24 protein-coding genes and 5 tRNA genes are annotated in these 26,725 nt (G+C 65.2%); 12 read left to right on the forward strand and 17 right to left on the reverse strand.

The annotated features are described in order from the left end of the window. Positions 1 to 25 precede the first annotated feature (25 nt). The 5 genes from EGK63_RS08995 to EGK63_RS09015 form a co-directional block, all read right to left on the reverse strand. Positions 26 to 325 carry a phosphoribosyl-ATP pyrophosphohydrolase gene (locus EGK63_RS08995; RefSeq protein WP_125900904.1) on the reverse strand — a complete coding sequence of 100 codons (300 nt, stop codon included), beginning with the start codon at positions 323 to 325 and terminating at the stop codon, positions 26 to 28. Further along, positions 322 to 1,188: a TIR domain-containing protein gene (locus EGK63_RS09000; protein WP_125900906.1), complete on the reverse strand. Its 867-nt coding sequence runs from the start codon at positions 1,186 to 1,188 to the stop codon at positions 322 to 324. Before EGK63_RS09000 ends, EGK63_RS08995 begins: the two co-directional genes overlap by 4 nt. A gap of 3 nt (positions 1,189 to 1,191) precedes the next feature. Further along, a complete protein-coding gene (locus tag EGK63_RS09005; RefSeq protein WP_125900908.1) occupies positions 1,192 to 2,052 on the reverse strand; it encodes a thymidylate synthase in 861 nt (286 codons plus the stop codon). A 214-nt stretch (positions 2,053 to 2,266) separates the two neighbouring features. Then, positions 2,267 to 2,815 carry a DUF924 family protein gene (locus EGK63_RS09010; RefSeq protein ID WP_125900910.1) on the reverse strand — a complete coding sequence of 183 codons (549 nt, stop codon included), beginning with the start codon at positions 2,813 to 2,815 and terminating at the stop codon, positions 2,267 to 2,269. Positions 2,816 to 2,890: 75 nt separating this feature from the next. Continuing rightward, positions 2,891 to 2,967 (reverse strand) — tRNA-Pro (locus tag EGK63_RS09015). Between the two features lie 217 nt (positions 2,968 to 3,184). On the opposite strand from EGK63_RS09015, the gene EGK63_RS09020 reads away from it, so the two are divergent. Both EGK63_RS09020 and EGK63_RS09025 read left to right on the forward strand, forming a co-directional pair. Continuing rightward, a tRNA-Gln gene (locus tag EGK63_RS09020) sits at positions 3,185 to 3,258 on the forward strand. Between the two features lie 197 nt (positions 3,259 to 3,455). After that, a complete protein-coding gene (locus tag EGK63_RS09025; protein WP_243637629.1) occupies positions 3,456 to 4,919 on the forward strand; it encodes an amidohydrolase family protein in 1,464 nt (487 codons plus the stop codon). 58 nt (positions 4,920 to 4,977) lie between these two features. On the opposite strand, the gene EGK63_RS09030 is transcribed toward EGK63_RS09025, so the two are convergent. From EGK63_RS09030 to EGK63_RS09070, 9 genes are all read right to left on the reverse strand, one after another. Further along, entirely contained in the window at positions 4,978 to 6,129 is a 1,152-nt protein-coding gene (locus EGK63_RS09030; RefSeq protein ID WP_125900914.1) for an amidohydrolase, read from the reverse strand. An 85-nt stretch (positions 6,130 to 6,214) separates the two neighbouring features. Next, a complete protein-coding gene (gene metH / locus EGK63_RS09035; protein WP_125900916.1) occupies positions 6,215 to 8,881 on the reverse strand; it encodes a methionine synthase in 2,667 nt (888 codons plus the stop codon). Beyond that, positions 8,881 to 9,957, reverse strand: coding sequence for a homocysteine S-methyltransferase family protein (locus EGK63_RS09040; RefSeq protein ID WP_125900918.1), 1,077 nt, complete (start codon positions 9,955 to 9,957; stop codon positions 8,881 to 8,883). Before EGK63_RS09040 ends, metH begins: the two co-directional genes overlap by 1 nt. After that, positions 9,958 to 10,905 (reverse strand): methylenetetrahydrofolate reductase [NAD(P)H], encoded by a 948-nt coding sequence (gene metF, locus EGK63_RS09045; protein WP_125900920.1) that lies wholly within the window; start codon positions 10,903 to 10,905, stop codon positions 9,958 to 9,960. Continuing rightward, complete coding sequence (locus EGK63_RS09050; RefSeq protein ID WP_125900922.1) at positions 10,905 to 11,867, reverse strand: metalloregulator ArsR/SmtB family transcription factor; 963 nt, start codon at positions 11,865 to 11,867, stop codon at positions 10,905 to 10,907. Before EGK63_RS09050 ends, metF begins: the two co-directional genes overlap by 1 nt. A gap of 136 nt (positions 11,868 to 12,003) precedes the next feature. Next, complete coding sequence (locus EGK63_RS09055) at positions 12,004 to 12,933, reverse strand: 2-hydroxyacid dehydrogenase (protein WP_125900924.1); 930 nt, start codon at positions 12,931 to 12,933, stop codon at positions 12,004 to 12,006. 145 nt (positions 12,934 to 13,078) lie between these two features. Further along, on the reverse strand, positions 13,079 to 14,746 hold the full coding sequence (gene ettA, locus EGK63_RS09060) for an energy-dependent translational throttle protein EttA (RefSeq protein ID WP_125900926.1): 1,668 nt from the start codon (positions 14,744 to 14,746) through the stop codon (positions 13,079 to 13,081). 113 nt (positions 14,747 to 14,859) lie between these two features. Then, on the reverse strand, positions 14,860 to 15,789 hold the full coding sequence (locus EGK63_RS09065) for an alpha/beta hydrolase (protein ID WP_125900928.1): 930 nt from the start codon (positions 15,787 to 15,789) through the stop codon (positions 14,860 to 14,862). A 72-nt stretch (positions 15,790 to 15,861) separates the two neighbouring features. Next, positions 15,862 to 16,473 (reverse strand): TIGR02466 family protein, encoded by a 612-nt coding sequence (locus EGK63_RS09070; RefSeq protein ID WP_125900930.1) that lies wholly within the window; start codon positions 16,471 to 16,473, stop codon positions 15,862 to 15,864. 269 nt (positions 16,474 to 16,742) lie between these two features. On the opposite strand from EGK63_RS09070, the gene rplM reads away from it, so the two are divergent. From rplM to argC, 3 genes are all read left to right on the forward strand, one after another. Further along, positions 16,743 to 17,216, forward strand: coding sequence for a 50S ribosomal protein L13 (rplM, locus tag EGK63_RS09075; RefSeq protein ID WP_172575532.1), 474 nt, complete (start codon positions 16,743 to 16,745; stop codon positions 17,214 to 17,216). A gap of 2 nt (positions 17,217 to 17,218) precedes the next feature. Beyond that, the gene (rpsI, locus tag EGK63_RS09080; RefSeq protein WP_003165345.1) at positions 17,219 to 17,707 is read left to right on the forward strand and encodes a 30S ribosomal protein S9; all 489 of its coding nucleotides are present in this window, start codon (positions 17,219 to 17,221) and stop codon (positions 17,705 to 17,707) included. A gap of 240 nt (positions 17,708 to 17,947) precedes the next feature. Next, positions 17,948 to 18,883: an N-acetyl-gamma-glutamyl-phosphate reductase gene (gene argC, locus EGK63_RS09085; protein ID WP_125900931.1), complete on the forward strand. Its 936-nt coding sequence runs from the start codon at positions 17,948 to 17,950 to the stop codon at positions 18,881 to 18,883. A 128-nt stretch (positions 18,884 to 19,011) separates the two neighbouring features. Here the strand turns inward: argC and EGK63_RS09090 are convergent, their stop codons facing one another. Continuing rightward, entirely contained in the window at positions 19,012 to 19,389 is a 378-nt protein-coding gene (locus EGK63_RS09090; protein ID WP_125900933.1) for a hypothetical protein, read from the reverse strand. After that, entirely contained in the window at positions 19,386 to 21,365 is a 1,980-nt protein-coding gene (gene phaC / locus EGK63_RS09095) for a class I poly(R)-hydroxyalkanoic acid synthase (RefSeq protein WP_125900935.1), read from the reverse strand. Before phaC ends, EGK63_RS09090 begins: the two co-directional genes overlap by 4 nt. Positions 21,366 to 21,429: 64 nt before the next feature. Between phaC and EGK63_RS09100 the strand changes: the two genes are divergently transcribed. The 7 genes from EGK63_RS09100 to EGK63_RS09130 all read left to right on the forward strand — a co-directional run bounded on the left by EGK63_RS09100 (position 21,430) and on the right by EGK63_RS09130 (position 25,686). Next, positions 21,430 to 21,897, forward strand: a complete 468-nt coding sequence (locus tag EGK63_RS09100) for a hypothetical protein (protein WP_125900937.1) — start codon at positions 21,430 to 21,432, stop codon at positions 21,895 to 21,897. Positions 21,898 to 22,056: 159 nt separating this feature from the next. Continuing rightward, on the forward strand, positions 22,057 to 23,859 hold the full coding sequence (recJ, locus tag EGK63_RS09105; RefSeq protein ID WP_125900939.1) for a single-stranded-DNA-specific exonuclease RecJ: 1,803 nt from the start codon (positions 22,057 to 22,059) through the stop codon (positions 23,857 to 23,859). Positions 23,860 to 23,974: 115 nt separating this feature from the next. After that, positions 23,975 to 24,049 (forward strand) — tRNA-Glu (locus tag EGK63_RS09110). A 183-nt stretch (positions 24,050 to 24,232) separates the two neighbouring features. Further along, positions 24,233 to 24,307: transfer RNA gene (locus EGK63_RS09115), tRNA-Glu, on the forward strand. Positions 24,308 to 24,489: 182 nt separating this feature from the next. Next, positions 24,490 to 25,029, forward strand: coding sequence for a cold-shock protein (locus EGK63_RS09120; RefSeq protein ID WP_125900941.1), 540 nt, complete (start codon positions 24,490 to 24,492; stop codon positions 25,027 to 25,029). A 21-nt stretch (positions 25,030 to 25,050) separates the two neighbouring features. Next, on the forward strand, positions 25,051 to 25,542 hold the full coding sequence (locus EGK63_RS09125) for a DUF192 domain-containing protein (RefSeq protein ID WP_371412948.1): 492 nt from the start codon (positions 25,051 to 25,053) through the stop codon (positions 25,540 to 25,542). A 67-nt stretch (positions 25,543 to 25,609) separates the two neighbouring features. Continuing rightward, positions 25,610 to 25,686, forward strand: a tRNA-Pro gene (locus EGK63_RS09130). A gap of 86 nt (positions 25,687 to 25,772) precedes the next feature. Here EGK63_RS09130 and EGK63_RS09135 read toward each other — a convergent pair. Continuing rightward, positions 25,773 to 26,723 (reverse strand): CPBP family intramembrane glutamic endopeptidase, encoded by a 951-nt coding sequence (locus tag EGK63_RS09135; protein WP_125900943.1) that lies wholly within the window; start codon positions 26,721 to 26,723, stop codon positions 25,773 to 25,775. Positions 26,724 to 26,725 lie beyond the last annotated feature (2 nt).

Raw genomic sequence — 26,725 nt, forward strand, 5'->3', positions numbered from 1 at the left:
GTTCGCCAGTCGTCGTTACGTGAGTTTACGTGTCAGCCCTCAACCAACTCAACCATTTGCGCTGCATTGCGGCGTTCAGGTCGACGCCGGCGCGGTCGCAGTAGATCAGCAGCATGCCCAGAACATCCGCCGCCTCATCGGCCAGGGCTTGCGGGTCGGCGGCGCCGCGCGCGCGGCTGGTGAGGCGCAGATGCTCGGCAGTCAGCTCGCCCAGCTCTTCCTGCAGCTTCAGCAGGGCCCAATCGCGATCGCGGTCGATGGAATGCTCGCGCGCATAGATGTCGGAGATGCGCAGGACATCCGCTTGAAGATCGGTGAGTTTCAAAGCGTATCTCGTCGCCAGCGACGATCCAGCAAGGCGATGTATGGAGATGGATCCCAAGCGTCGTCGGCATGATTGGGAGGCGCGAGGTAGGTGAAAGCTCGACCCCAGACATGCCGGACGGGTTGCTCGAATACGGGGCGAAGCCTGGCTTCATCGACCCTGCCCGAAAGCAACGCTTCGGCCATGGTGTTGAGGAAACCGAAGACAGCTTTGATCGCCGCCGTCGCCGATCCATCCTCATCTTCCACCATGTGCATGGGAAGCGGGCTTCTGAGCCGCTCGCGGAAGGGGGCAAGGTTTTCGCCAGCCCAGTCGGCGAGAAAGCGGTTGGTCAATCGCTGGATGTCGAGCGTGATGTCGGCGGGAGCCGAAGGCTTCGGCGCGGAATCGACACCGCGCCAGTGTGCTTCGGAGCGACGAATGACGCCAAGGATTTCATGACTGGCGGGTCCGAGGGCGGCGAGCAGTCTTCCGTCTCTGCGATCCGCCGCATAGCGTAATGGCTCCAGCCCCAGAAGATCGCTGGGCAGGTGGAGATTGGGCGCATCGCGCGGCGCTACGATAAAGCAGCGTTCAAGTCCGAGTGCACCGATAAATATTCCCAGCTCAAACAGGACATTGTCGCGAACAATAGCTTTCGTTTCGCCACGAATATCCGCCACGTCGTCCGGGGCGAAGACGAAGACTGCGAAATCGGTTCGAGCGGCTTCGGCAACAAGATCGACCAGCGTCTGACGCATCGGGCGAAACACGCCCTGATCCCAGACTGTTGGGTCAGATTCGTACTCAAGATTGCGTTGCAAGGCATAGGCGACATCCATCGCCTCGCGCGAGGAGCCAATGAACAGCGCGGGTCTGTCCATGTTTTATTTGGACACTTTGGCCGGGATATGCGGATGGGCCGTATAGCCGACGAGTTCAATGTCCTCATAGGCGTATTCAAAAATATCTCGCAGCTGTCGCTTGAGGTTGAGCTCCGGGAAATCCAAGGGCTGGCGAGTCAGTTGAAGGCGAGCCTGTTCAATATGGTTCAGATACAGGTGGGCGTCGCCGAAAGTGTGGACGAAATCGCCCGGCTCCAGCCCCACGACCTTGGCCAGCATGTGTGTCAGCAGGGCGTAGGAGGCGATATTGAACGGCACGCCCAGGAAAAAGTCGGCCGACCGTTGATACAGCTGGCAGCTTAGCTTTCCGTCAGCGACGAAGAACTGGAACAGGCAGTGGCAGGGCGGCAGCGCCATGTCGTCCACATCGGCCGGGTTCCAGGCGCTGACGATGTGGCGGCGGCTGTTGGGGTTGGTCTTCAGGCCGTGCACCAGCTTCTGGATCTGGTCGATGCTCGCGCCGTTCGGGGCGGCCCAGGAGCGCCACTGCTTGCCATAGACGGGGCCGAGGTCGCCGTTCGCGTCGGCCCACTCGTCCCAGATGCTGACGCCGTTGTCCTTCAGCCAGGCGATGTTGGTCTCGCCGCGCAGGAACCACAGCAGTTCGATGAAGATCGACCGCGTATGCAGCTTCTTGGTCGTCAGCAGGGGGAAGCCCTTGGACAGGTCGAAGCGCATCTGGCGGCCGAAAACGCCCAGGGTGCCGGTGCCGGTGCGGTCGTCGCGCCGCACGCCGTTGTCGAGGATGTCCCGCAGCAGATTCAGGTACTGCCACTCGGGATGGTCGGCGGGCGCGACCGCCGTGCGGGCTTCGAGATCGGCGAGGGCGACGGCGGCGTTCATGGCGATAAGGATGCCGCTGATTCGTGCTCGAGGGCAGGCGCCTGATTCGCTTGCTCACAGAAAAGAGAAACGCCCGCCGGTCGAACCAGCGGGCGCCTCTCCCTATGAGCGGCAGGCGATACGCTTAGTGTGCGGGCGTCAGACGCACGTTCTGCACCCAGCCGATGTTGTCGTCGCCGTCCAGAAATTTAGGACAACCAAAAGTGCCTAGATGTCACCCGGAAAAACCGCCTGAAACCAAAAACTCGTCCTCCTGAGGCGTGGTGCTGCGATACAGGCAGGCGTTTCTGTGGGGAAAGCGCCCGAAACGGGCGATGATGTCGCGGTGGATGACGGCGAACTTGTAGGTTTCCGGTTCACGTTCTTCGTCTAGGAGGGTCAGCAACCGTTCCTGATCCTCCAAGGATTCGGCGTGCATCATGGGCATCAGCATGAAGGCGCGTAGTTCCGAGGAGAGCTTGCTGTCATGGCCTCGTCGGATCGCCTCCTTGGCGAATCCGAGGGCCAATGGATCGGTTGCGAACATATGGGCCGTGCCGCGAAAAGCGTTTCGAGGCAGTTGATCCAATAGAATGATCAGAGCGAGCGCCGACTCTGGCGCCTCGATCCAGTGATCCAGTTCACGTCGCGCGGCGGCGTAGTGGGTGTCGCAACAGCGATCAGTGAATGCGCGGTCGAAAGCGGCGTCCTTGGCGAACCATTTATCCGGTCCAGCGTCGGACCAGAAATCCAGCACTTCAGTCGAGGAAAGGAGTCGCGTCATGCTGCAAGCCTAGCAGCAGGGCGTGAAAAGGCACGAGCTGAGCGGTGTCGCCTACATTCACATTTTAAGGAAAGATGGTCGGAGTGATAGGATTCGAACCTACGACCCCCGCGTCCCGAACGCGGTGCTCTACCAGACTGAGCCACACTCCGACTTTCGCAATCACACGTGCCGTGGGCCGCCGCTTGCGTCGAGGAGGGGGCTTATAGCCATGCCGACCGGCCCTCGCAAGCGGGTAAATGAGGCTCCGGAAAAAAGTCTCGGGTCGATGAAATTTCTTTCGTTTTCAGGTGTTGCATCCCCCGGAGCCTTGGCGTAGATGACCGCTCCTCGCCGCGACGCACTGCGGCGGCGGGAACACCGGACCGCTGGGGAATGGTGTAATGGTAACACTACGGTTTTTGGTACCGTCATTCTAGGTTCGAGTCCTAGTTCCCCAGCCATCGGTTTTCGCTGAAGAAATCGCCCTTCGGGGCGTCCCTCCGAACATCATGACCTCAAGCTTCGTGGCGAAGAACAACCGTCGTCGCCGACGGATGGTCGCGGCCTATGAAATCCCCCCGACCGTTTGCGGAATCGAAATAGCGTAGCCGTTCTTATCGCGTTGGCATGCGGCCATGGCCGCTCGATTGGTGAGGATGTGCTCTTGAAGACCTGGTTCGGCGGAATCGCGCAGCAGCGGCCTCTGCAACATGGCGTGACCTGCGCCTGTCATTCTCCCCAGGCGCAAAAACTGCTGGCCCGCATGGAAGCCGGCATGTCGCGGCGCTCCATTCTGGCTGGTGCGGCGGCGGGCTTCGCTGCGGCCGGGCTTGGCGTCGCTTCGCCGGCGTTCGCCCAGGCGTCGGCCAAGCCGCGCCTGCTCGCCAATGTGAGGATCTTCGACGGAGCGAGCGCCCGCCTGATCGAAGGCCGCAACGTCCTCATCGTCGGCGACATGATCCAGGCGCTGGTTCCGGCGGACGAGATTGTCGCGGACGCCGATGTCGTGGATTGCGGCGGACGTATTCTGATGCCGGGCATGATCGACGCCCACTGGCACGCCATGCTGGCGGGCATTTCCCAGATGGCGGCGATGACCGCCGATATTCCCTATCTGCACCTCGTGGCGGCTCAGGAAGCCGAACGCACGGTGATGCGGGGTTTCACGACCGTTCGCGACATGGGCGGCCCCAGCTTTGCGTTGAAGCGGGCGATTGACGAAGGTCGTTTTGCCGGGCCGCGCATCTATCCGTCGGGCTCGATGATCTCCCAGACCTCGGGACATGGCGACTTCCGGATGCGGGCTGATCTGCCCCGGACGTCCCAAAGCACGCTCAGCGTCGCCGAACAGGCTGGAATCGCCGCCATCGCCGACGGCGAGGCCGAGGTGCTGCGCCGTGTGCGCGAACAACTGATGCTCGGCGCCAGCCAGATCAAGATCCACGCAGGCGGCGGCGTCGCCTCGACCTACGATCCGGTCGACGCCCTGCAATATACGGAGGCCGAGATGAAGGCGGCGGTGGCGGCCGCCACCGACTGGGGCGTCTATGTCTGCGCCCACACCTATACGCCGGCAGGCATCCAGCGGGCGGTCGCCAGCGGCGTGAAGTCCATCGAGCATGGACAGATGGCGGACGAGGAGACCGTGCGACGCATGGCGGACGCCGGCGCCTGGTGGAGCATCCAGCCCTTCCTGGCCGATGAGGACGCTAATGTTTACCCCTCGCCTGAGCAGCGCGCCCAACAGCAGACCATCGCTGAGGGCACGGCTCGCGCGGTCGAATGGGGTCGCAAGCACAAGGTCAACATGGCTCTGGGCACGGATATCCTGTTCAGTCCCAAGGGGACGACGACGCAGGGCAAGCAACTGGCCAAGTTCGCGCGCTGGTATGGCGCGGCGGAAGTGCTGCGGATGCTGACGGGCGGCAATGCAGAGATTCTGAGCCTGTCAGGGCCGCGTAATCCCTATCCGGCGAAGTTGGGGCGTATCGAGGCAGGCGCCTACGCCGACCTTCTGGTGGTCGAGGGCAATCCGTTGACGGACATCTCGGTGATCGCGGACCCCGACCGCACGATGAAGCTGATCATGAAGGCCGGGCACGTCCACAAGAACACGCTTTAAGGATCAGGGGCGGCGACGGGGCATGATCCTATGTCTCGCCGCCGACCGCCTGACGTCGTCAGGTCAGGCGATCTTCCACGATCCGCGCGAAGATCGATGACGCGACCGGCAGGACGGCGTCGTTGAAGTCATAAACGGTTTGATGGACCATTGGTCCGCCCTGGCCAAAGAACATGTAAGCCCCGGGCGCGTGCTGCAGCATATAGGCGAAGTCGTCGGTGAAGGGGTAGGGTTTCAAGTCGCGCAGCACCTTGTCCGCGCCCAACACGGAGGCGCAGGCGTCGGCGGCGAGGGCGGCTTGGTCCGGAGCGTTGATGCAGGGCGGCACGCCTGCGATTTCGGTCATGGTGATGGTGCAGCCGGTCATCCGGCTGACGCCGTCGCAGATGGCCTGAAGCTGGTTCCACATGGTTTCGATCACCTCGGGCGAGGTGGCGCGCAGGGTGCCCGCCAGGCTGGCCTCGTGCGGCACGACGTTGTGCGAGGCGCCGGCCTGCAGCTTGGTGACGGTGAACAGGGCCGGTTCCATCGGATCGACGTGACGACCGATGATGGACGAGATTTCCGAGGCGACGCGGACGGCGGCCTGTAGGGGATCCTTGGTCTTGTGCGGGGCGGCGCCGTGGCCGCCGACGCCCTGAATGTCGATGTCCCAGATCTTGTAGCCGTTCAAGGTCGCGCCTGGACGCACCGCCGCCTCTCCGAACGGCAGCAGGGGCATGTTGTGATAGGCGTAGATTTCGTCGCACGGATAGCGGTCGAACAGGCCGTCGTCGATCATGGCCTTGGCGCCCAGGCCGTTCTCCTCGGCGGGCTGGAAGATCAGGACCACGCGCCCGCGCGAGGGCGGATTGGCCGCCAGGTGGCGGGCGACGCCCAGCAGGGTCGCCGTGTGGCCGTCGTGGCCGCAGGCGTGCGAGACGCCGGGTTTGGTCGAGGCGTGCTCGGCGCCGCTGTCGTCGTTCATGGGCAGGGCGTCCATGTCGGCGCGCAGGCCGATGGACGGGCCGGGCTCTCGTCCCTGAACCACCGCCACAACACCCGCGCCGCCGATGCCGCCTTCAGGCGACAGACCCATGTCCTTGAGGGCGTCGAAGACGATCTTCGCCGTGCGGCTTTCCTCGCCCGACAGCTCGGGGTGGGCGTGGAAATCCCGACGCCAGGCGGTCATGTCCGAGGCGAGGGCGGCGAGGGCGGGCAGGGGCTTCATAGGTCTCAGGCATCCGGCGAAAAAGACGACGTCCTGACCCTTAGCACCCCCGCGCTGTCGGGGACATGGCGGCCCCGGTCGCGGGTCAGGCGGCGTCGTCTCGTCCGATGGCGGCCGGATCGTAGTTCAGGATCGGCGCCAGCCAGCGCTCGGCCGTCTGCACGTCCCAGCCCTTGCGGGCGGCGTAGTCCTCGACCTGGTCGCGATCGATCTTGCCGACGCCGAAGTAGTGGCTGCCCGGATGGCCGAAGTAGAGGCCGCTGACCGAGGCGGGCGGGGTCATGGCGAAGGATTCCGTCAGCTCCATCCCGGCGTTGGCGCCTGCGTCCAGCAGACGGAACAGGGTCGCCTTCTCCGTGTGGTCGGGCTGGGCCGGATAGCCGGGGGCGGGGCGGATGCCCTGATATTTCTCTTCGATGAGATCCTGCACCGAGGTCTGTTCGTCGGGAACATAGCCCCACAGCTGGGTGCGCACTTCCTTGTGCAGCCGCTCGGCGAAGGCCTCGGCCAGACGGTCGGCCAGGGCCGTGGCCATGATGGCGGAATAGTCGTCGCCCGCCGCCTTGAACTCGGCCGCCTTTTCCAGCTCGCCATGACCGGCGGTGACGGCGAAGGCGCCCAGATAATCGGCGCCGTTCTCGGCGACGAAGTCGGACAGGCACAGGTTCGGCTTGCCGTTGGACTTCTTGATCTGCTGACGCAGGCCGTGGAAGCGGGCGGCTTCCTCGGTGCGGGTTTCGTCGGTCCAGACGATCACGTCGTCGTCGCGGGCGTTGGCGGGCCAGAAGCCGACGACGCCCTTGGCCGTGAACCACTTCTCTTCGACGATGCGCTTCAGCATGGCCTGCGCGTCGCGGAACAGATCCTGCGCCGCCTCGCCGACGATCTCGTCTTCCAGGATCAGCGGATAGCGCCCGATCAACTCCCAACTGGCGAAGAAGGGCGTCCAGTCGATGTGGTCGGCCAGATCCTGAAGATCCCACGCCTCATAGGCCCGCACGCCGAGGAAGGAGGGCGCCGGGGCCGGGCGTTGCGCCTCATCGGGTCGCCAGCGGTTGTCGCGCGCCTGTCCGATGGTGGCGCGGGCCTTCACCTCCTGGCCGCGGGCGTATTGCTCGCGGATACGGATGTATTCGTCGCGGGTGGCCGCCTCGTTCTTGGCCCTGTCGGTCGGGGACAGCAGGCCGGACACCACGCCGACGGCGCGGCTGGCGTCGATGACATAGGTGGTCGAGCCCTTGTGATACTTCGGCTCGATCTTCACCGCCGTATGGGTGCGGCTGGTCGTGGCGCCCCCGATCAGCAGGGGAATGTCGAAGCCGCGCCGCTCCATTTCGGCGGCGACGAAGGTCATTTCATCCAGCGACGGCGTGATCAGGCCCGACAGGCCGACGATGTCGACCTTGTGCTCGATGGCGGCGTCCAGAATGCGGTCGGCCGGGACCATGACGCCCAGATCGACGACCTCGTAGTTGTTGCACTGAAGCACGACGCCGACGATGTTCTTGCCGATGTCGTGGACGTCGCCCTTGACCGTGGCCATCAGGATCTTGCCCGCGGCCTGACGCTCCTGACCGGCCTTTTCGGCCTCCATGAAGGGTTCGAGGTGGGCCACCGCCTGCTTCATCACCCGCGCCGACTTCACCACCTGCGGCAGGAACATCCGGCCCGAGCCGAACAGGTCGCCGACCACGTTCATGCCGTCCATCAGGGGGCCTTCGATGACGTGCAGCGGGCGTTCGGACGCCTGACGGGCTTCCTCCGTATCTTCGACGATATAGTCGGTGATGCCGTGGACGAGAGCGTGTTCGATGCGCTTGGCGACCGTGGCGTCGCGCCATTTCAGGTCCACGACCTTGGCCGCGCCCTTCTCGCCCTTATAGCGGGGCGCCATGTCGACCAGACGCTCGGTGTTGGGCACATTCGTCCGCTGCGGCCGGTTCAGGATCACGTCCTCGACGGCTTCGCGCAGTTCGGCGTCGATGTCGTCATAGACGGGCAGGTCGCCCGCATTGACGATGCCCATGTCCAGACCGGCGTTGATGGCGTGGTACAGGAAGACGCTGTGGATCGCCCGGCGCACCGGCTCATTGCCGCGGAAGCTGAACGATACGTTCGACACCCCGCCCGAGACGCGGGCGTGGGGCAGGGTGGTCTTGATGACCTTGACCGCCTCGATGAAGTCGACGGCGTAGTTGTCGTGCTCCTCAATCCCCGTCGCCACGGCGAAGATGTTGGGGTCGAAGATGATGTCTTCGGGCGGGAAGCCGACCTCATTGACCAGAATGTCGTAGGCGCGGGTGCAGATCTCGATCTTGCGTGCGGCGGTGTCGGCCTGACCCACCTCGTCAAAGGCCATGACCACCACGGCGGCGCCGTAGCGCAGGCACTGGATCGCGTGGTGGCGGAAGGCGTCTTCGCCCTCCTTCATCGAGATTGAGTTGACGATTGGCTTGCCCTGAACGCACTTCAGGCCCGCCTCGATCACCTCCCATTTGGAGCTGTCGATCATGATCGGCACGCGGGCGATGTCGGGCTCGGCTGCGATCAGGTTCAGGAAGGTGCGCATGGCGGCGGGGCCGTCCAGCAGGCCCTCGTCCATGTTGACGTCGATGACCTGGGCGCCCGCCTCGACCTGCTGGCGCGCGACCGACAGGGCGGCCGTATAGTCGCCCGCAATGATCAGTTTCTTGAACTTGGCCGAGCCGGTGACATTGGTCCGCTCGCCGACGTTGATGAAGACAGGGCGCATCACGACACCAGCTCAAACGGTTCCAGACCCGACAGGCGCAGAGCGACCGGCCGCTCCGGCACGGCGCGCGGGGTCACGTCCGCGACCTCCTCAGCAACGTGGCGGATGTGGTCGGGGGTGGTGCCGCAGCAGCCGCCGACGATGTTGACCAGTCCCGACTGCGCCCATTCCTCGAGGAAGTGAGCCGTCTCGTGCGGCTGTTCGTCATACTGGCCCATGGCGTTGGGCAGGCCCGCGTTGGGATAGGCGCTGACCAGGGTGTCGGCGACGCGGCTCAGTTCGGCGATGTGCGGGCGCATAAGCTCGGCGCCCAGGGCGCAGTTGAAACCGACGGCGAAGGGTCTGGCGTGGCGGATCGAGTTCCAAAAGGCCTCGGCCGTCTGGCCGCTGAGGGTGCGGCCCGAACGGTCGGTGATGGTGCCCGAGATCCACAGGGGCAGGGGCTCCAGCCCCTCGTCCTCCAGATCCTTGATCGCCTTGATCGCGGCCTTGCAGTTCAGGGTGTCGAACACCGTCTCGATCAGGAAGATGTCGACCCCGCCGCGGTGCAGGGCGCGCGCCTGCTGCTTATAGGCCTCATAGACCTCGTCATAGGTGACGGCGCGATAGCCGGGGTCGTTGACGTCGGGGCTCAGCGACAGGGTGCGGTTTGTCGGGCCGATGGCGCCGGCGACGAAGCGGGGCTTGTGCGGCTCCTTTTCCGTCCAGCGGTCGGCGACCTCGCGCGCGATACGGGCGCCTTCATAGTTCAGGTCGTAAACCGCGTCTTCCAGACCGTAATCGGCCTGGGCGATGGTGGTCGAGGAGAAGGTGTTGGTCTCCGAAATATCGGCCCCGGCGGCGTAATAGACATCGTGCAGATCGGCGACGATATCGGGCCGCGTCAGGATCAACAGGTCGTTGTTGCCCTTCTGCGGATGCTTGTGGTCGCGGAAGCGTTCGCCGCGGAAGTCTTCTTCCGTCAGGTCGCGGCGCTGGATCATCACGCCCCAGCTGCCGTCCAGCACCAGAATGCGCTCCTTCGCCGCCGCGTGCAGGGCGGCGATGCGTTCGGCGCGGGTCAGGGGAGAAGTCATTTACGCAACAGCCTTGGTTTCACGCACGCCCAGCACCCGGCAGATCGCATAGACCAGCTCGGCGCGGTTCAGGGTGTAGAAGTGGAAGTCCGAAAAGCCTTCTTCCTGCAGACGGGCGCAGGTCTCGGCGGCGATGGAGGCGGCCAGCAGCTTGCGTGTCTCCGGGTCGTCGTCCAGCCCGTCGAAATGCCCCGCAAGCCAGTCGGGCAGGGCCGCGCCGCACGCCGCCGTCATCCGCTTCAGCCCGGCGAAGTTGGACACCGGCATGACGCCGGGGATCAGGGGGATGGTCACGCCCGCCGCCCGCACCCGGTCGCGGAAGCGCAGGAAGGCCTCGATGTCGAAGAAGAACTGCGTCACGGCGCGCGTGGCGCCCGCGTCGACCTTGGCCTTCAACACCTCGATGTCGTGGTCGATCGACGGGCTTTCCGGGTGCTTTTCAGGATAGGCGCCGACCGTGACCTCGAACCCGCCGATGCGGCTGAGGGCGGCGGTCAGTTCGGTGGCGTTGGCGTAGCCGTCGGTGCGCGGCGTATAGGCGCCGCCGATGCCTGCCGCGCCAGGCGGGTCGCCGCGCAGGGCGACGATGTGATCGACGCCGATGGCCTTATAGCCTTCGATGACCTCATCGACTTCGGCGCGGCTGGCCTCGACGCAGGTCAGGTGGGCGGCGGGGCGCAGGGTCGTCTCGCTGATGATGCGCTGGACGGTGCGGTGGGTCCGCTCGCGCGTCGAGCCGCCCGCGCCGTAGGTGACGGAGACGAATGCCGGGTTCAGCGGCTCCAGCCGCCGGATCGCCGCCCACAGATTGGCCTCGGCCGCGTCGGTCTTGGGCGGAAAGAACTCGAAGGAGACATTGACGGCGTTGCGGTTGGAGCCGGCGCGGGCCACCGGCCCCAGCGGCGACAGCAGCAGGGCGCGGGCTTCAGCGAGAGAGGAGGGGGCCATCAGGCGGTCTTTCGGGCAGGGCTTGCGGCGCGTTCGCCGGTCCAGATGTGAACGGTCAGGCCCTCGGTGTCGGGCGGCAGGGCGATGGGCGCCGAGGGCGTCAGGCCCGCCTTGGTCAGCCATTCGCGGATTTCGGCGTCGGCGAAACCCAGACGGCGGTGTTGATGCGCCTCGCGCAGGTGCTCGAACTTGTGGGGCGCGAAGTCGACGATCAGCAGCTTGCCGCCCGGCATGACCAGACGCGCGGCCTCGGCCACGGCGGCGGCCGGATCGGCGAGGTAGTGCAGCACCTGGTGGACGATCACCAGATCGGCGCTTTCGTGCGGCAGGCGGGTCGAGAAGATGTCGCCGTGGCGCAGCTCGACCTTGTCCAGCCCGGCCTTGGAGACATTGGCGCGGGCGATGTTCAGCATGTTCTGCGACAGGTCGAGGCCGACCGACATCTTCGCCTGCTTGCCGAACAGGGTCAGCATCCGGCCCGAGCCGGTGCCCAGATCGACCACGCGCTCGAATGGGCCGGACCCGGCCGCGCGTGCGACCGCCGCCTCGACCGCGCTTTCGCAGACATAGAGGCTGCGCATCTGGTCCCACTGGGGCGCGATCTGCTCGAAATAGCGGGCGGCGTCGATGGCGCGCTCCTTGCGCACCTCGTCCAGACGGCGATGGTCGGCCTCGCCCTCGCCGTCGTCCAGCAGGTCCAGGACGGTGTCGATCAGACGCCGCGACAGGGCGTCGTGCGACAGGCGATAGAAGACGCGCGCGCCGTCGGGGAATCGCTCGATCAGACCGGCGTCGGCCATCAGCTTCAGATGGCGCGAGACGCGCGGTTGGCTCTGGTCCAGAACACGCGACAGCTCCATCACCGACAGCTCTTCCGCGGCCAGCAGGGACAGGACGCGCAGGCGGGTCGGTTCGCCGGCGGCGCGCAGGGCTTCAACGGTCTGGTCAGCGGTTAGTGTCATGGAGCGTATAAAGATATCCTTATACGCTTATGCAAGCAAAATCTGGTCGCGTGCGTCTTCTATCCGCGTAATGCAGGCACGGATCATTCTTTTCGTGTCTGGAATAGGGGGCGAGACGGCCCCGAGGGACGGAATTTCAGTCTGCGACAGGCGTCTTCAGCGGCTCGTCCGCAAAGTGGGCCGAGAGATTCTGCAGAAGCAGCATCAGCATGCCCTGCACCGCTTCGGTCGTGGCGCCGCCAGTGTGGGGCGTCAGGACGGTGTTGGGCACGCCCGCCCAACGCGCGGCCTCGGTCGGCTCCTCTGCGAAGACGTCGAGCGCTGCGCCGCCCAGACGACCGTCCTTGAGAGCGATGATGACGGCGTCCTCGTCCACCAATTGTCCGCGCGCGACGTTGACCAGTAGGCCCGACGGTCCAAGCGCCTCGATCACTTCGGCCGAGATCAGGCCCCGGTTGCTCGCATCGGCCCGGCAAGTCACGACGAGGATGTCGGAACCGCGCGCCAGATCGATCAGGCTGTCGGCGCGAGACCAGGCGGCCTCCTTTTCTCGCGGGGCCCACCAATGGACCTCCATCCGCATGACTTCGGCGCGTCTCGCTACGGCCTCGCCGATACGGCCCAGGCCGATTATTCCCAGTCTCTGATCGCTCAGGGAGGTGGTGATGCTGCGGCTGGACAGGCTCCACTCGCCCGCGCGGATGGTGCGGTCGCCCTCGGCGATCTGGCGGCGAGCGGCCAGGATTAGGCCGATGGCGTGGTCGGCCACGTCTTCGTGGTTCACGCCGGGGGCATGGGTGACGGGCAGGCCGCGCGCGCGGCACCATTCGACATCGATGCCGTCATAGCCCGCCGTGAAGCAGGCGATCAGCGACAGATTGGGCAGGCGTTCGATCAGGCTCTTGTCCAGTTCGAACTCGCCCGCGACGATCAGAGCGCGGATATCATGGGCGGCCTCGATCGGCGGGCCTTCCCAGAAGCGATAGACGTCGTAGGCGCCTTCCAGGAAGGCGCTCAGCGGGGCCAGATGCCGCTGCATGATCAGGACGGCGGGACGCTGGGTCATGGGGACAGACTATCCCGCTTTCGTCGGAGCGCCAGCCTTCTCATTCACCGCTCATCCCGGCGGACGCCGGGATGAACGGGAGAGGGGGCATAGAAAAATGGCCCCCCGATTGTTCGGAGGGCCGCTTGTCAATCTGTCAGCTGGATCAGCGACCGAACTTTTGGTGCTGGATGCGCTTCGGAATGATGCTGTCCGCGCCCAGGCGGCGCATCTTGTCCTGTTCGTAGGCTTCGAAGTTGCCCTCGAACCATTCCACGTGTCCGTCGCCTTCGAAGGCGAGGATGTGGGTGGCCAGACGGTCCAGGAACCAGCGGTCGTGGCTGATGACCACGGCGCAGCCGGCGAACTCTTCCAGCGCCTCTTCGAGGTTCTGCAGGGTTTCGATGTCCAGGTCGTTGGTCGGTTCGTCGAGCAGGATCAGGTTGCCGCCGGTGGCCAGGGTCTTGGCTAGGTGGACGCGGTTACGCTCACCGCCCGACAATTGGCCGACCTTCTTCTGCTGGTCGCCGCCCTTGAAGTTGAAGCTGCCGACATAGGCGCGGGTGTTAATCTCGCGCTTGCCGACCATCATGACGTCGGTGCCGCCCGAGATGGCCTGCCAGATGGTGTCGTCCGGCTTCAGATCGTCGCGCGACTGGTCGACATAGGCCAGCTTGACGGTCTCGCCGACCTTGATCGTGCCGCCGTCGGGCGTTTCTTGGCCGGTGATCAGCTTGAACATGGTCGACTTGCCGGCTCCGTTCGGGCCGATCACGCCGACGATGCCGTTGGGCGGCAGCTTGAAGGTCAGGTTATCGAACAGAACCTTGTCGCCGTAGGACTTCTTCAGGCCGTCGACTTCCAGCACGACGTTGCCCAGGCGCGGGCCGGGCGGGATCTGGATGACGGCGAAGGATTGGGCCTGACGCGAATTTTCCTGCTCGGCGACCATCTTCTCATAGGCGGCCAGACGGGCCTTGGACTTGGCCTGACGGGCCTTGGCGCCCGAGCGGACCCATTCCAGTTCGCGGGTGAGGGCGCGCTGACGGGCTTCGGATTCCGACTGTTCCTGCACGACGCGCTTCTGCTTGGCTTCCAGCCACGAGGAATAGTTGCCCTCGTGCGGGTGGCCCTTGCCGCGGTCCAGCTCCAGCGTCCACTTCGTCACCTGATCCAGGAAGTAGCGGTCGTGGGTCACCAGGATGACGCAGCCGGGGAAGTTCTCCAGGTGGTGCTGCAGCCAGGCGACGGATTCGGCGTCCAGGTGGTTGGTCGGTTCGTCCATCAGCAGCATGTCGGGCTTCGACAGCAGCAGGCGGGCCAGCGCCACGCGGCGCTTTTCACCACCGGACAGGTTGGTGACTTCCCAGTCGTCGGGCGGGCAGCGCAGGGCGCCCATGGCCTGATCGATGCGGCTGTCGATGTCCCAGACGTCGCCGGCGTCGATCTTCTCCTGGAGGGCGGTCATCTCCTCCATCAGTTCGTCGGTGTAGTTTTCGCCCAGTTCGGCGGCGACTTCGTTGAAGCGGTTGACCCACTGCTTCTCTTCGCACCAGGCCTCGACGTTCTGGCGCACGTTCAGCGCCGGATCGAGGTGGGGCTCCTGCTCCAGATAGCCGCGCTTGACGCCGTCGGCGGCGCGGGCCTCGCCCTGGAACTCGCTGTCCAGACCGGCCATGATCTTCAGCAGGGTGGATTTACCCGAGCCGTTGACCCCGACGACGCCGATCTTGGCGTCGTTGTAGAAGCTCAGCCAGATGTTCTCGAAGATCTTTTTGCCGCCGGGGAAGGTCTTGGTCAGACCCTGCATCTGGAAGATATATTGCTGCGCCATGCGTCGCGTCACGCCCTTGATTCAGTGCGGATGGGGAAGTTGACGGGGGATGTAGCGATCCCGACGCCTTTGGGCAAATCTTCGGATAGGCGCGCGGCTTTTCGGAGGCGGTCTCAGCGGGCGGGAAGCACGGCCTCTAGAGCGCGCGTGAATCCGACGGGGGCGACGGTCAGGTGGTCCTCGTCCTCCAGCACCACGGAGCTGACTTTCAGGCCGGGATAGCCGCGCGATTCCAGGTTGCGGTGCAGCGTCTGCATGTCGCCGACCATGTCGGCTTCGCTGTTGCGGCGCGTCGGGCCGGGCTTCTCATGACCGCCCACATACATGAAGACCTGGGCGTTCAGATCGCGATGCTTGCGGGCGTAGTCGGCCTCGACCCCCATCATATAACCCTTGTCGTACCAGAGCGAGGGACTGCCCAGGACGTAGGACTGGAACATCGCCGGGTCGCTGAACAGGATCTGGGCGCCCAGCAAGCCGCCGTAGGAGTGGCCCAGCAGGACGCGGTGCGCCGGATCGGCGCGGAACGTTTTCTCGATGAAGGGCAGGGCCTGGGTCTTCAGATAGGTCTGATAGGCCGCGCCGCCGCCATGCACGGCGGCGCCTGAGCTGCGCGGGCCGTTGGGCGTCGGCGTGTAGTCGCGGCGGCGGCTGTCGGCGCCCTTGTCGCCGTCGGCGTAGGACAGGCCGACCAGGATGAACTCCTGCACGACCGGTCCTTCCAGATTCACCCGCCTGGCGATCTGGCGGATGATGGGGAAGGCGTAGTCCGCGTCGGTGACATAGAGCGTGGGATAGCGGCGGCCGGGGTTGGCTTCATAGCCGGCGGGCAGGCTGACGAAGACCTGATAGTTCCGCCCGGACACGGGGTCGGGCACACTCCATACCTGGGTGCCCGTCAGGACATAGGGCGCGCCTTCGGTCGCGACGGCGGGATCAGGGGCAGGGGCCGTTCGCGCATCCGCCTTTTCGCCGCATGCGCCCAGAAGCAGGGCGCCTGTCGTGAACATGGCGATCGCCGCCGCCGCGCTGAAAACCCGCATCCATTCCCTCCAAAGCTTCGCCGTTGACGCAAGGTTCGGGGCAAATGCGGCGAGGGAAGGGCGAACCGGGCGTCAGGCGTAGTTGAAGCTGATCGAGATGCGTTGTTCGGCGGCGCGGTTGGCGGGCACTTCGTGACGCAGCCAGCTTTCCCACATCAGCACCGTGCCGGGCGCGGGCTTCAGATAGACGAAGGGCTGCTCGGCCTCGGCGGCGGCGGCGGTCAGGCCGGGGCGGGCCATCATCATGACCAGGCGCGGGTCTTCGATCTTCAGCGAAGAGGCGCCGTCGGGCACGTGGATGTAGATGGTGCCGGACAGAACCGCATGCGGGTGGATGTGGCCGGTGTGACCTCCGCCGGGCATCAGGACATTGACCCACAGATTGTCGAGCCGCAGCTTCTTGGCCAGGTCGAAATGCAGACTCTCGGCGAAGCTCGCAGCGTGCTTGTCCAGCAGCTTCTTCAGCTCGGCGAACTCGGGGAACCGCTGCGGCAGGTCGTTGATCGAGCCGTAGGAGGTGTAGCCCGGATAGTGGTTGGCCCGGCACCACTCGATCCCGGCCTTGTCCTCCTCGGCCATGACCAGGCAGAGGTCCAGTAGTTCTTCATGCAAATCGCTCCAGCCGCGCCCAGCACTGACAAAAGCTTCATAGACTTGGGTCGGGAACAGCGAGCGAAGGGCCATGACTGGCGATTACCGCGTCTGGATTCCTGCGAGAAGATGAAAACGCCTGGGCTGTGAGCGAGCGATGTTGCAAGGGGCGGGGCGGTTTGAGCGGCAATGATCGGGTATTTTGATACCGTTCATGAAAAATGATTATATATCAATTAGATAGGTTATTATTAGCATCAACACTGGCATTGACCTCTGATCAGGGAACCTCTATCAGCACGGCCTCCGCTCAATCCGTCCGGATCGAGCCGCGTTTTTCGTCTTCCAGGACCCTCATCATGCTGAAGAGCACTACGGCTTCGCTGAAGCCGGCCGAGGTCGAGAAGAAGTGGATCCACATCGACGCCGAAGGCGTCGTCGTGGGCCGCCTCGCGACCTTCATCGCCAACCGCCTGCGCGGCAAGCACCTGCCGACCTACACCCCGCACGTTGACTGCGGCGACTACGTCGTCGTCACCAACGTCGACAAGGTGGTGTTCACCGGCAAGAAGACCACCGACAAGGTCTACTATCGCCACACCGGCCACCCCGGCGGCATCAAGGAAACCACCCCGGAGAAGGTTCTGGGCGGTCGTTTCCCCGAGCGCGTCCTCGAAAAGGCCGTTGAGCGCATGCTGCCCAAGGAGTCGCCGCTGGCTCGCAAGCAGATGACCCACCTGCGCCTGTTCGCCGGCGCGGCTCACGAACACGAAGCCCAACAGCCCACGACCATCGACTTCAAGTCGATGTCGTCCAAGAACACCCGGAGCGCCTGAGCATGACCGACGTGACTCAAGACACCGCCGCCGGCTTTGACGCCCTGAAGGGCCTGGGCACCGCTGCTGCCGAGGAAATCGTCCGCGAGCCGAAGATCGACGCCCTGGGCCGTTCGTACTCGACCGGCAAGCGCAAGAACGCCATCGCCCGCGTGTGGGTGAAGCGCGGCACCGGCAAGATCACCGTCAACGGCAAGGACGTGGCCGCCTACTTCGCCCGTCCGGTGCTGCAGATGATGGTCGCCCAGCCGCTGACCGTTTCGGACCGCGCCACGCAGTACGACGTGATCTGCACCGTCGAAGGTTCGGGCCTGTCGGGCCAGGCCGGCGCCATCCGCCACGGCCTGTCGCACGCCCTGACCCACTACGAGCCGGAACTGCGCAAGGTTCTGAAGCCGCACGGCTTCCTGACCCGCGACAGCCGCGTCGTCGAGCGTAAGAAGTACGGCCGCGCCAAGGCTCGCCGCAGCTTCCAGTTCTCGAAGCGCTAAGTCGGTCGCGAACCCGCGACTGGGAATACAAGGGCGCTTCGAGGCAACTCGAAGCGCCTTTTCTTTTGTCCTTCTCCCCTTGTGGGAGAAGGTGGCGGCCGAAGGCCGACGGATGAGGGGTTTCGCTTCGCCGAGATCCCTCGCCTGAAGATCGCCAGAATGTCGTTTCAATGCGACCCCTCATCCGACCCGCTGTGCGGGCCACCTTCTCCCACAAGGGGAGAAGGGCAGGAGATGCGAATGACCCACACTATCTTCATCGACGGCGAGGCCGGAACCACGGGGCTGGAAATTCGCGAGCGTCTGGAGGCGCGCGGCGATCTGGAGCTGATGCTGCTGGGCGACCGCCGACGCGATGTCGAGGCGCGGCGCGAGGCGCTGAACAGCGCCGATGCGGTCATCCTGTGCCTGCCGGACGATGCGGCTAAGGAAGCCGTGTCAATGATCGAGAATCCGGCGGTGCGGGTCATCGACGCCTCGACCGCCTATCGTGTGGCGGACGGCTGGACCTATGGCTTCGCCGAGATGGATACGGGCCAGCGTGCGGCCATCGCCGCCTCGACGCGGGTGTCGAACCCCGGCTGCTATCCGACCGGCTTCATCGGCCTGATGCGGCCGCTGGTGAAGGCGGGGCTGGTCCCGGCCGACTGGCCCGTCACGATCAATGCGGTGTCCGGCTATTCCGGCGGCGGCAAGGCCATGATAGCCGAGTTCGAGGCCGAAGGGGCTGCGACCGCCTTCCGCGCCTATGGCCTGACGTTGAAGCACAAGCATGTGCCGGAAATGACGAAGCACGCGGGGCTGTCGCGCCCGGTGCTGTTCTCGCCCGCCGTGGGGAACTATCGTCAGGGGATGCTGGTCGAGGTGCCGTTGCACCTATCGGCCCTGCCCGAGACGCCCTCGGTCGAGCGGCTGCACGGCGCCCTGGTCGAGGCCTATGAGGGCCAGCATTTCGTCGAGGTCGCCGAAATCGACGAGACCGAGGCCATGACCGGCATCGAGCCCGAGGGCCTGAACGGCACCAACCGGATGCGCCTGCACGTCTTCGGCGACCGCGGGGGTGAACAGGCGCGTCTGGTCGCCCTGCTGGACAATCTGGGCAAGGGCGCCTCGGGCGCGGCGGTCCAGAACCTCAACATCATGCTGGGTCTGGACGAGGCGACCGGCCTCAGCTGACGCCTTATTCTGCCGTCATTCTCGGGCTTGCCCCGAGAATCCAGACATGCCGAGGTCAAGGATGAGCCTCTGCATTCCACGTCGAGGGTCTGGATCCCCGGCACAGGGCCGGGGATGACGGTAGGGCGCTATTGAGCCCGCGACGCCTTGATCGCTGACTCCACCGTTCCGGCGAAGAAGACGGCGGCGATGATGATCAGCAGTCCGTAATCGTGGCCGGGGAAGATCAGAGGCACGCCTGCCGCCAGGATGATCAGCGCGGGAAACAGGCTGGCCCAGACGGCGGTCGATGCAGCCTGCGGATGGATCATCGGCGGGCGCACCCAACCCATTTTCCGGCGCATGACGGCGTTCATGGGCACGAAAGCGACCGGCACGATCAGCGCGATCATCACGTATTTCACCAACTGTCCCGGCGCGCCGAACAGGGTTGCGGTGGCGATCAGCAGGATCAGGGGAAAGGCCGTGGCGATCGCCAGCAGCAGGTTGGGCTCGATACGCTTCAAGACTTTACTTTCACATAGGCGCCGGGCGCCGGTTCGATAGGCTTCAACGCCCCGGCCTTGGGATCGCGCGCGGCGATCTTCTCGCCGGACTTCGCGCCCAGCCAGTCGGCCCAGTGCGTCCACCAGCTGCCGGGATGCTGTTGCGCCTCCGCTTGCCATTCCTGAAGCGTTTCGGGAAGGGCGGCGTTGACCCAGTGCTGATACTTCTCGGCTGAGGGCGGGTTGATGACCCCGGCGATGTGGCCCGATCCGGCCAGCGTATAGGTCACGGGCCCGCCGAACAGCCGCGCCGAGCGATAGACTGAGTTCATCGGCGCGATGTGGTCCTCGCGGCTGGCCTGGAAATAGAGGGGGATGCGGACCTTCGACAGATCGATGCGCTCGCCGTCGATCTCCAGCTCGCCCTTGGCCAGGGCGTTCTGGCCGTACATCAGGCGCAGGTATTGCAGGTGCAGCCGCTTGGGCATCCTCGTCTGGTCGGCGTTCCACGCCAGCAGATCGAAGGCGGGCGGCGCCTTGCCCATCAGATAGTTGGACACGAAGAAGGACCAGATCAGGTCATTGGCCCGCAGGGCGTTGAAGGTGTCGGCCATCGCCGTGCCGGGCAGGACGCCGCCCGCCTCGTCCATCAGCCGCTCGATCTCGGCCAGCCAGTGCTCGTCGGTGAACAGCAACAGGTCGCCCGCCTCGGCGAAGTCGTGCTGGGCGGCGAAGAAGGTGGCCGAGGCGACGCGATCATCGCCCTTGGCCGCCATGTGCGCCAGGCTGGCGCCCAGCATGGTGCCGCCGATGCAGTAGCCGACGGTGTTCACATGCGTCTGGCCGGTCTGCTCCAGCGTCTTTTCGACAGCCCGATAGACGCCCTTCTTCATGTAGTCGTCGAGGCCGAACTCGGCCTTGTCGCGGTCCGGGTTGACCCATGAGCAGACAAAGACGGTGAAGCCCTGCGCGCTCAACCAGCGGATCAGGGAGTTCGCCGGCTGCAGGTCCATGATGTAGAATTTGTTGATCCACGGCGGGAAGATCAGCAGCGGGATCGCATGCTGCTGGTCCGTCGCGGCGTCGTACTGGATCAGTTCGAACAGCTCGTCGCGCCAGACCACCTGACCCGGCGCCGTGGCGACGTTCTCGCCCAGGACGAAGCGGCCGTAGTCCGCCTGACTGATCTTCAGCGACCCGGCGCCGCGCTCCAGATCGGCGGCGAAGTTCTGCATCCCGCGCACCAGGGATTCGCCGCTGGTCTCGGCCAGGGCCTTCAGCGCCACGGGGTTCGACGCCAGGAAGTTGGCGGGCGAGAAGGCGTCGGTCAGCAGGCGGGTGAAGAACTCGGCTCGGCGCTTCACGCGCGGGTCCACGTCCTCGACGCTGGAGACCAGGCTGTTCATCCAGTCCGAGGTGGCCAGATAGGACTGGCGCATCATGTCGAACATGGGGTTCTCGGACCAGGCGGGATCGCGGAACCGCTTGTCGGACGGGGCGGGGCTGTCGACCGTCTCGCCCATCGCCCGGCGGGTGGTGGTCGACCACAACTCCATATAGCGGCCGAAAAGGTCGGCCTGAGCCTGAAACAGCTTTTCGGGGCGGGCGGCCAGGCCGGTCATGACCGAGGACATGGCCGGGGCCACATTGAACGGGTCGGGCGACAGGGCGGCGGGGCGGTCGGCCTGCGACAGGGCCGCCTCGGCCACCGCCGTCTGGGCCATCATCGCCGCCTTGGCCAGGTTCAGCGACAGGGTCTCGAGCTGCTGACGCTGTTCGGCGCTGAAGGTCATGAAGTCGGGCGCGGCGTTCGGCGTTTCGGGCGGCGGGGCAGGGGCCTCGGCGGCGGGTTTTTCAGGCGCGGCAGCCTTCACCTCTTCCGCTGGGGCGGGCATCTTGGCGGCGCGCGGCTTGGCTGAGGTTGGGCGTCCGGACTTGCGCGGCGCGGCGGGCGCATCCGGCGTGGCGGACGGGGTCTTGGTCGGGCGCTTGGCCATGGGCGCGGAACCTCCGATGGGGGCGCGCGACGCGCACGCCTTCCTCCCGGCGCGATGATGGCATATGTCGTTGCAGGAAATGAACGTGCTGATGCTGAAAAAGACAGGTCTGGCGACAATGCTGGGCGGAGCTGCGCTGTTGAGCGGCTGCGTCAGCGCCTTCGCGCCCGAAACCGACCCGACCTCGCCGCTGGCGCCGCGCGTGCAGCAACTGGTGGACGAGAACCGCCAGTATCCGCGCTGGGCGGACTTTCCGAAGTCCAGCGCTCCTCTGCCGGCGCCGGCGGAGATCGCCGGGCGTGTGGCGAATCTGGAAGGGCGTAGCGCCGCCCTGGGCGCCGAGGTCGCGCGCATCGAATGGACGTTGAACGAAGACCCGGCCGTCTTCACCGAATCGATCAACCGCCGCATCGACGCCAGCCGGATGTCGCCTGAAACGGCGCGCACGGCGGAAGAGGTCGAGGCCTACGCCGAGGCGCTGCGTCAGCGCGCCAAGGCGCCGCCCCCCATCGATCGACCGCGTCCGCAATAGTCGTGGCGGCGGCCCAAGGTCGCCGTTTGGCTTTCATCGCCCGCCTGGGCGAATCCGGCGATCCTGCCGCTCCGGCCGCATTTCGCCGTCCTGAGTGCGAGGAGCCGTCATGGCCCATGTCCCGTCTGAACCCTTTTGCCGTCTCGGCGGCGCGCGCTGATGGCTGACGGCGCCGTCTCGCCCGCCTTCCTCGACGTGTCCCGATCCCTGTCTGGCCGGGCCTGGCGGTTGCGTCCCGCCGAGGCGGGCGTGACGCGGGCGCACATCCAGGCGCTGGGTCTGGACGAGCCGCTGGCGCGAGCGCTGGCGTCGCGCGGCGTGGGGGCGGAGCAGGGCGCTGATTTCCTGAAACCGACGCTGAAGGCGCTGTTTCCCAATCCGTCCAGCTTCATGGACATGGATGCCGCCGCCATCGCCATCGTCGATGCGCTTCAGGCGCAGGCCAGCATCCATGTCTTCGCCGACTACGACGTGGATGGGGCGTCCAGCGCGGCCCTGCTGGTGCGCTGGTTCCGCACCCTGGGCGCGGACCTGCCCATCTATGTCCCCGACCGCCTGACCGAGGGTTACGGTCCCAGCGCGCGGGCTTTCGACACGCTGAAGGCGCGCGGCGCCGATCTGGTCATCACCGTCGACTGCGGGGCGGCGGCCAATGAGGCGGTGGCCCATGCGGCGGCTATCGGCCTGAAGGTCGTGGTCATCGATCACCACATGATGCGTGAAGAGCCGCCCGCCTGCCTCGCCGTGGTCAATCCGAACCGGCCGGGCTGCGGCTCGGGGCAGGGCAATCTGGCGGCGGCGGGCGTGGTCTTCGTCCTGCTGGCCGCTTTGAACCGCGAGGCGCGCGGGCGGGGCCTGTTCGAGGGCAAGGCTGAGCCCGACATCCGCCAGTGGCTGGATCTGGCCGCCATGGGCGCCATCTGCGACGTGACGGGCCTGACCGGCTTCAATCGCGCCCTGACCCGTCTGGGGCTGGGGGTCATGTCACACTGGCGCAATCCGGGCCTGCGCGCCCTGCTGGCGGCGGCGGGGGCCGAGCCGGGACCGGCCAAGACCAACCACGCGGGCTTCATCCTCGGCCCGCGCATCAATGCGGGCGGTCGCATCGGCAAGTCGGATCTGGGCGCGCGCCTGCTGTCGACCGACGATCCTGATGAGGCGCGAATGCTGGCTCAGGAACTGGACGCCCTGAACCTCGCCCGGCGCGAGGTCGAGGCTGAAGTCACTGAACAGGCCGTCCGCCGCGTCGAGGCGACCGGCGCCCACGCCGACGACAGCGCCGCCGTGGTCGTCAGCGGCGAGGACTGGCACCCCGGCGTGGTCGGCATCGTCGCCGGGCGCCTGCGCGAACGCTGGAGAAAACCCGTCATCGTCATCGGCGTCGACACCGTCAACGGGGTGGGCAAGGGCTCGGGCCGGTCGCAGCCGGGCATGAACCTGGGTCGGGCGGTGCAGGCGGCCTGGAACGAGGGCGTGCTGATCGCGGGGGGCGGGCACGCCATGGCGGCGGGCCTGACGGTGGCGGCCGAGCGCATCGACGAGCTGCGCGCCTTCCTCAACGAGCGCCTGTCAGCCGAGCGCGTCGAGGCCGTGGCTCAGGACTGGGTCGAGGTCGACGCCCTGATCGACCCGCGCGCCGCCACCCGCGACCTGTTCGAGGCGTTCGAGCAACTGGCCCCCTATGGTCCGGCCAACCCGGAGCCTCTGTTCGCGCTGGAAGGCGTCCAGGCGCGCGAGCCGGTCGCCATGAACGGCGGCCATGTGCGGTGCCGTCTGGTCGGGCCGGACGGCGCCTCGGTGCGGGCCATCGCCTGGCGTTGCGCCGACCTGCCGACGGGCAAGGCGCTGCTGGCGGGGCAGGGCGGATTGAACCTGGTCGGGCGCTTGAAAGCCGACGACTGGAACGGTCGTCGCGGGGTTCAGTTCGAGATCGAGGACGTCGCCGACCCGCGTATGGCCTGAAACCGTCAGCCTTGGCCGTGAAACGACGCAGGTCTTTGAAAAAGTCGCATAAATCCGCTTCGCCGCGCTTGCCATAAGCGGAATCGGCGGCTATCTACACGGTCCTCCGCGCAGCGGTCCCTTCGTCTATCGGTTAGGACGTCAGGTTTTCAACCTGAAAAGAGGGGTTCGATTCCCCTAGGGACTGCCACGCGGAGTTTTATCTCCCTCGACATTTGAATGCATTTTTCCACGGCGGTTTTGTCCGCCTGGATGTCTGCGGCGTCCGCGATCCGGCATCGAAACGGCGCGTCGGTCGTTTTTTTGCAAAAGCGCGCAACGCCCTCTTGCATCGCCGAAAAGGGACGGCTATCAGGCCGCTCCTCCGCGCAGCGGTCCCTTCGTCTATCGGTTAGGACGTCAGGTTTTCAACCTGAAAAGAGGGGTTCGACTCCCCTAGGGACTGCCACGCGGAGCAATGCTCCTCCCTCGATCGCCAGGCTGTCTTCTCTCGCTTCAAGAGCGGGGATGTTACACGTTCGCCTTGTCTTTTTGACGACAATGTGGCGTAAAGTGGGCCGCGAGATTGCCAATCTTTGTGTAACTGTGTTATTCTGACTGTCCCGGTGTGTTCGGGCGGGGATGTAGGTGATGAGTTTCGAAGAGAGCGATACGCTCGAGACCGTCAAGGTCGTGGGCAAGGTCAAATGGTTTGACGCTGGGAAGGGCTACGGCTTCATCGTCCCGGACGACCCGCTTCTGACGGAAATGCGCGACGTTCTGCTTCATGTCACCAGCCTGCGCGAGGCGGGGCACGAACTGGCGGGCGAGGGGGCGACGATCACTTGCGAGTGCGCCAAGCGACCCAAGGGTTGGCAGGTGGTTACGATTGCCGAGCTGGAAGCCGCTGCCGTACAGCCGACGCGCCGAGAGAGCGTTCGCTCATCGTCGATCGGTCATGTCGGCGTCTCTTCGGACGCGCCTCTGGAAGCCGCCGTGGTCAAATGGTTCAATCGCACCAAGGGCTATGGATTTGTAGTGCGCGACGGCCAGGACGGGGATATCTTTGTCCACGTCGAAACGTTGCGGCGTTGCGGTCTGGATGACCTGCTGCCGGGCGATCCGGTGAACGTACGTTTCGCCGAGGGGCCGAAGGGTCTTGTGGTCGCCGATATCAGACAGGGCGGTTGAGTTCGTCCGAAGAGGACGAATATGATGATCCGTCGCCGTGTCGTGGTTAGAATAACGCTGTCCGCTGTTGTTCTGTCCGGAGTTCTTATGGCTTCGGCCTGTACGCGCACGGGGCCGATGGATGCGTCCGGTCAGCCGTTGGAAGCGCTGTCCGTGGTCACGGCGTCCGGCGAGCACAAGTTCATGGTCGAGATCGCGGATGATGACGCCGAGCGCGCGCGGGGCTTGATGTTTCGACCGCCGCTGGAAGACGACCGCGGAATGCTGTTCCAATTCCCGATGGCGTCCGAGCAGAGCTTCTGGATGAAGAACACGCCCAGCTCGCTGGACATCATCTACATTGATCCGCGTGGTCGCATCGTCTCCATCGCCAGCCACGCCACGCCGAATTCAGAGGCGCCGATTCCCTCGAACGGCGCCGCCAACGGCGTGCTGGAATTGCGTGCGGGTCGGGCTAGCGAGATCGGCGCCAAGCCAGGCGATACGATCAAGCACCCCTTCTTTCGTCCTTGAGGCGCGACTCGCGTCTTAGGCCGTTGCGGAGACTCACCCGACGTGCCATGAGGGCGCTCCGTCGGTCCGGGGTGTAGCGCAGCCTGGTAGCGCATCTGGTTTGGGACCAGAGGGTCGGAGGTTCGAATCCTCTCGCCCCGACCACGGTTTAAGCTTGCTTGGGCTGGACGGATTTTACCCGTTGTCGGGCCCGCGCACTAAGTTTGGCGTTTCACATTTTGGCGCAGGGCTCAGGCAGCGTCAGGTGCTGTCGGACATGGGGCGGCGCCAACCCGTCGCCGTGCCAGCAACTCTACGGTGGTCACTACAATGGCGCTCGTGATGAGTTCGGGGACGATGACAGACCAAGGCGCCTGCTGCACCTGAACTGCCGCTGACATTGGCGACCAGATCAGGACAAGCAAGAAGTTGTTGGCGAAGTGGGACCCGATGGCGAACTCCAGCCCGCCTAGGCGTAGCGCCGCCCATGTCCACCCCATTCCCGCCAAGGTGCGTTGAAGAAACGACACGGGGTCGGGATCAAGGTGAATGGCCGAGAACATCACACCGTTCACCAGGCAAAGGACCAGGGCGCGACGTGTGAACAGGCCGCTTACGCGAAGAAGTACGCCACGAAAGACCACCTCTTCGGCAGCCGCTGCAACCAGGAGCCCCGCAGCCATCGCCGCTGCGTAAACGATGCGCGTATGCTCAGGGTAGTAAGAATCGAGCACAGGCGGTCTCCATTCGCCGCCCGTCGCGAGTGCAAATGGTATCCACAGCAGCTGGATCGCCGTCATTAGCAAGGCGCCGGCGCCGAACAACTTCCAGTCGAAACGCCTACCTGGCCACAGGAATTCACGAAGGGGTGCGCGCAAGGTCACGCAGGCCGCAGCAAGGAAGCTGACCGAGATCAGGCCGAGCCCTGCGGCGAAGACTAGCGTTTGTATGCTCTCTTCGATGAGGCGGAATGGGGTGTCATCAAGTCGCTCACCCATAGCAGCCATGCGTTCCTCCAACCCAGGCGCAAGTCTACTGATGAAGACCAAGGCTATCATCGTCATGAGTACGGACAGAATGCTGATCGGGATGAAGGCGATCAGACGCAACCAAGGTCGTGTGCGTGAGAGACGCGCCGTCATGGCTGAATCAGCCGCGAGCGCCAGCGACTCCGAAATACCCGTCTTGAAGAATGGAGCCATGA

The organism is Brevundimonas sp. 357, from assembly GCF_003938605.1.
GTDB lineage: Bacteria > Pseudomonadota > Alphaproteobacteria > Caulobacterales > Caulobacteraceae > Brevundimonas.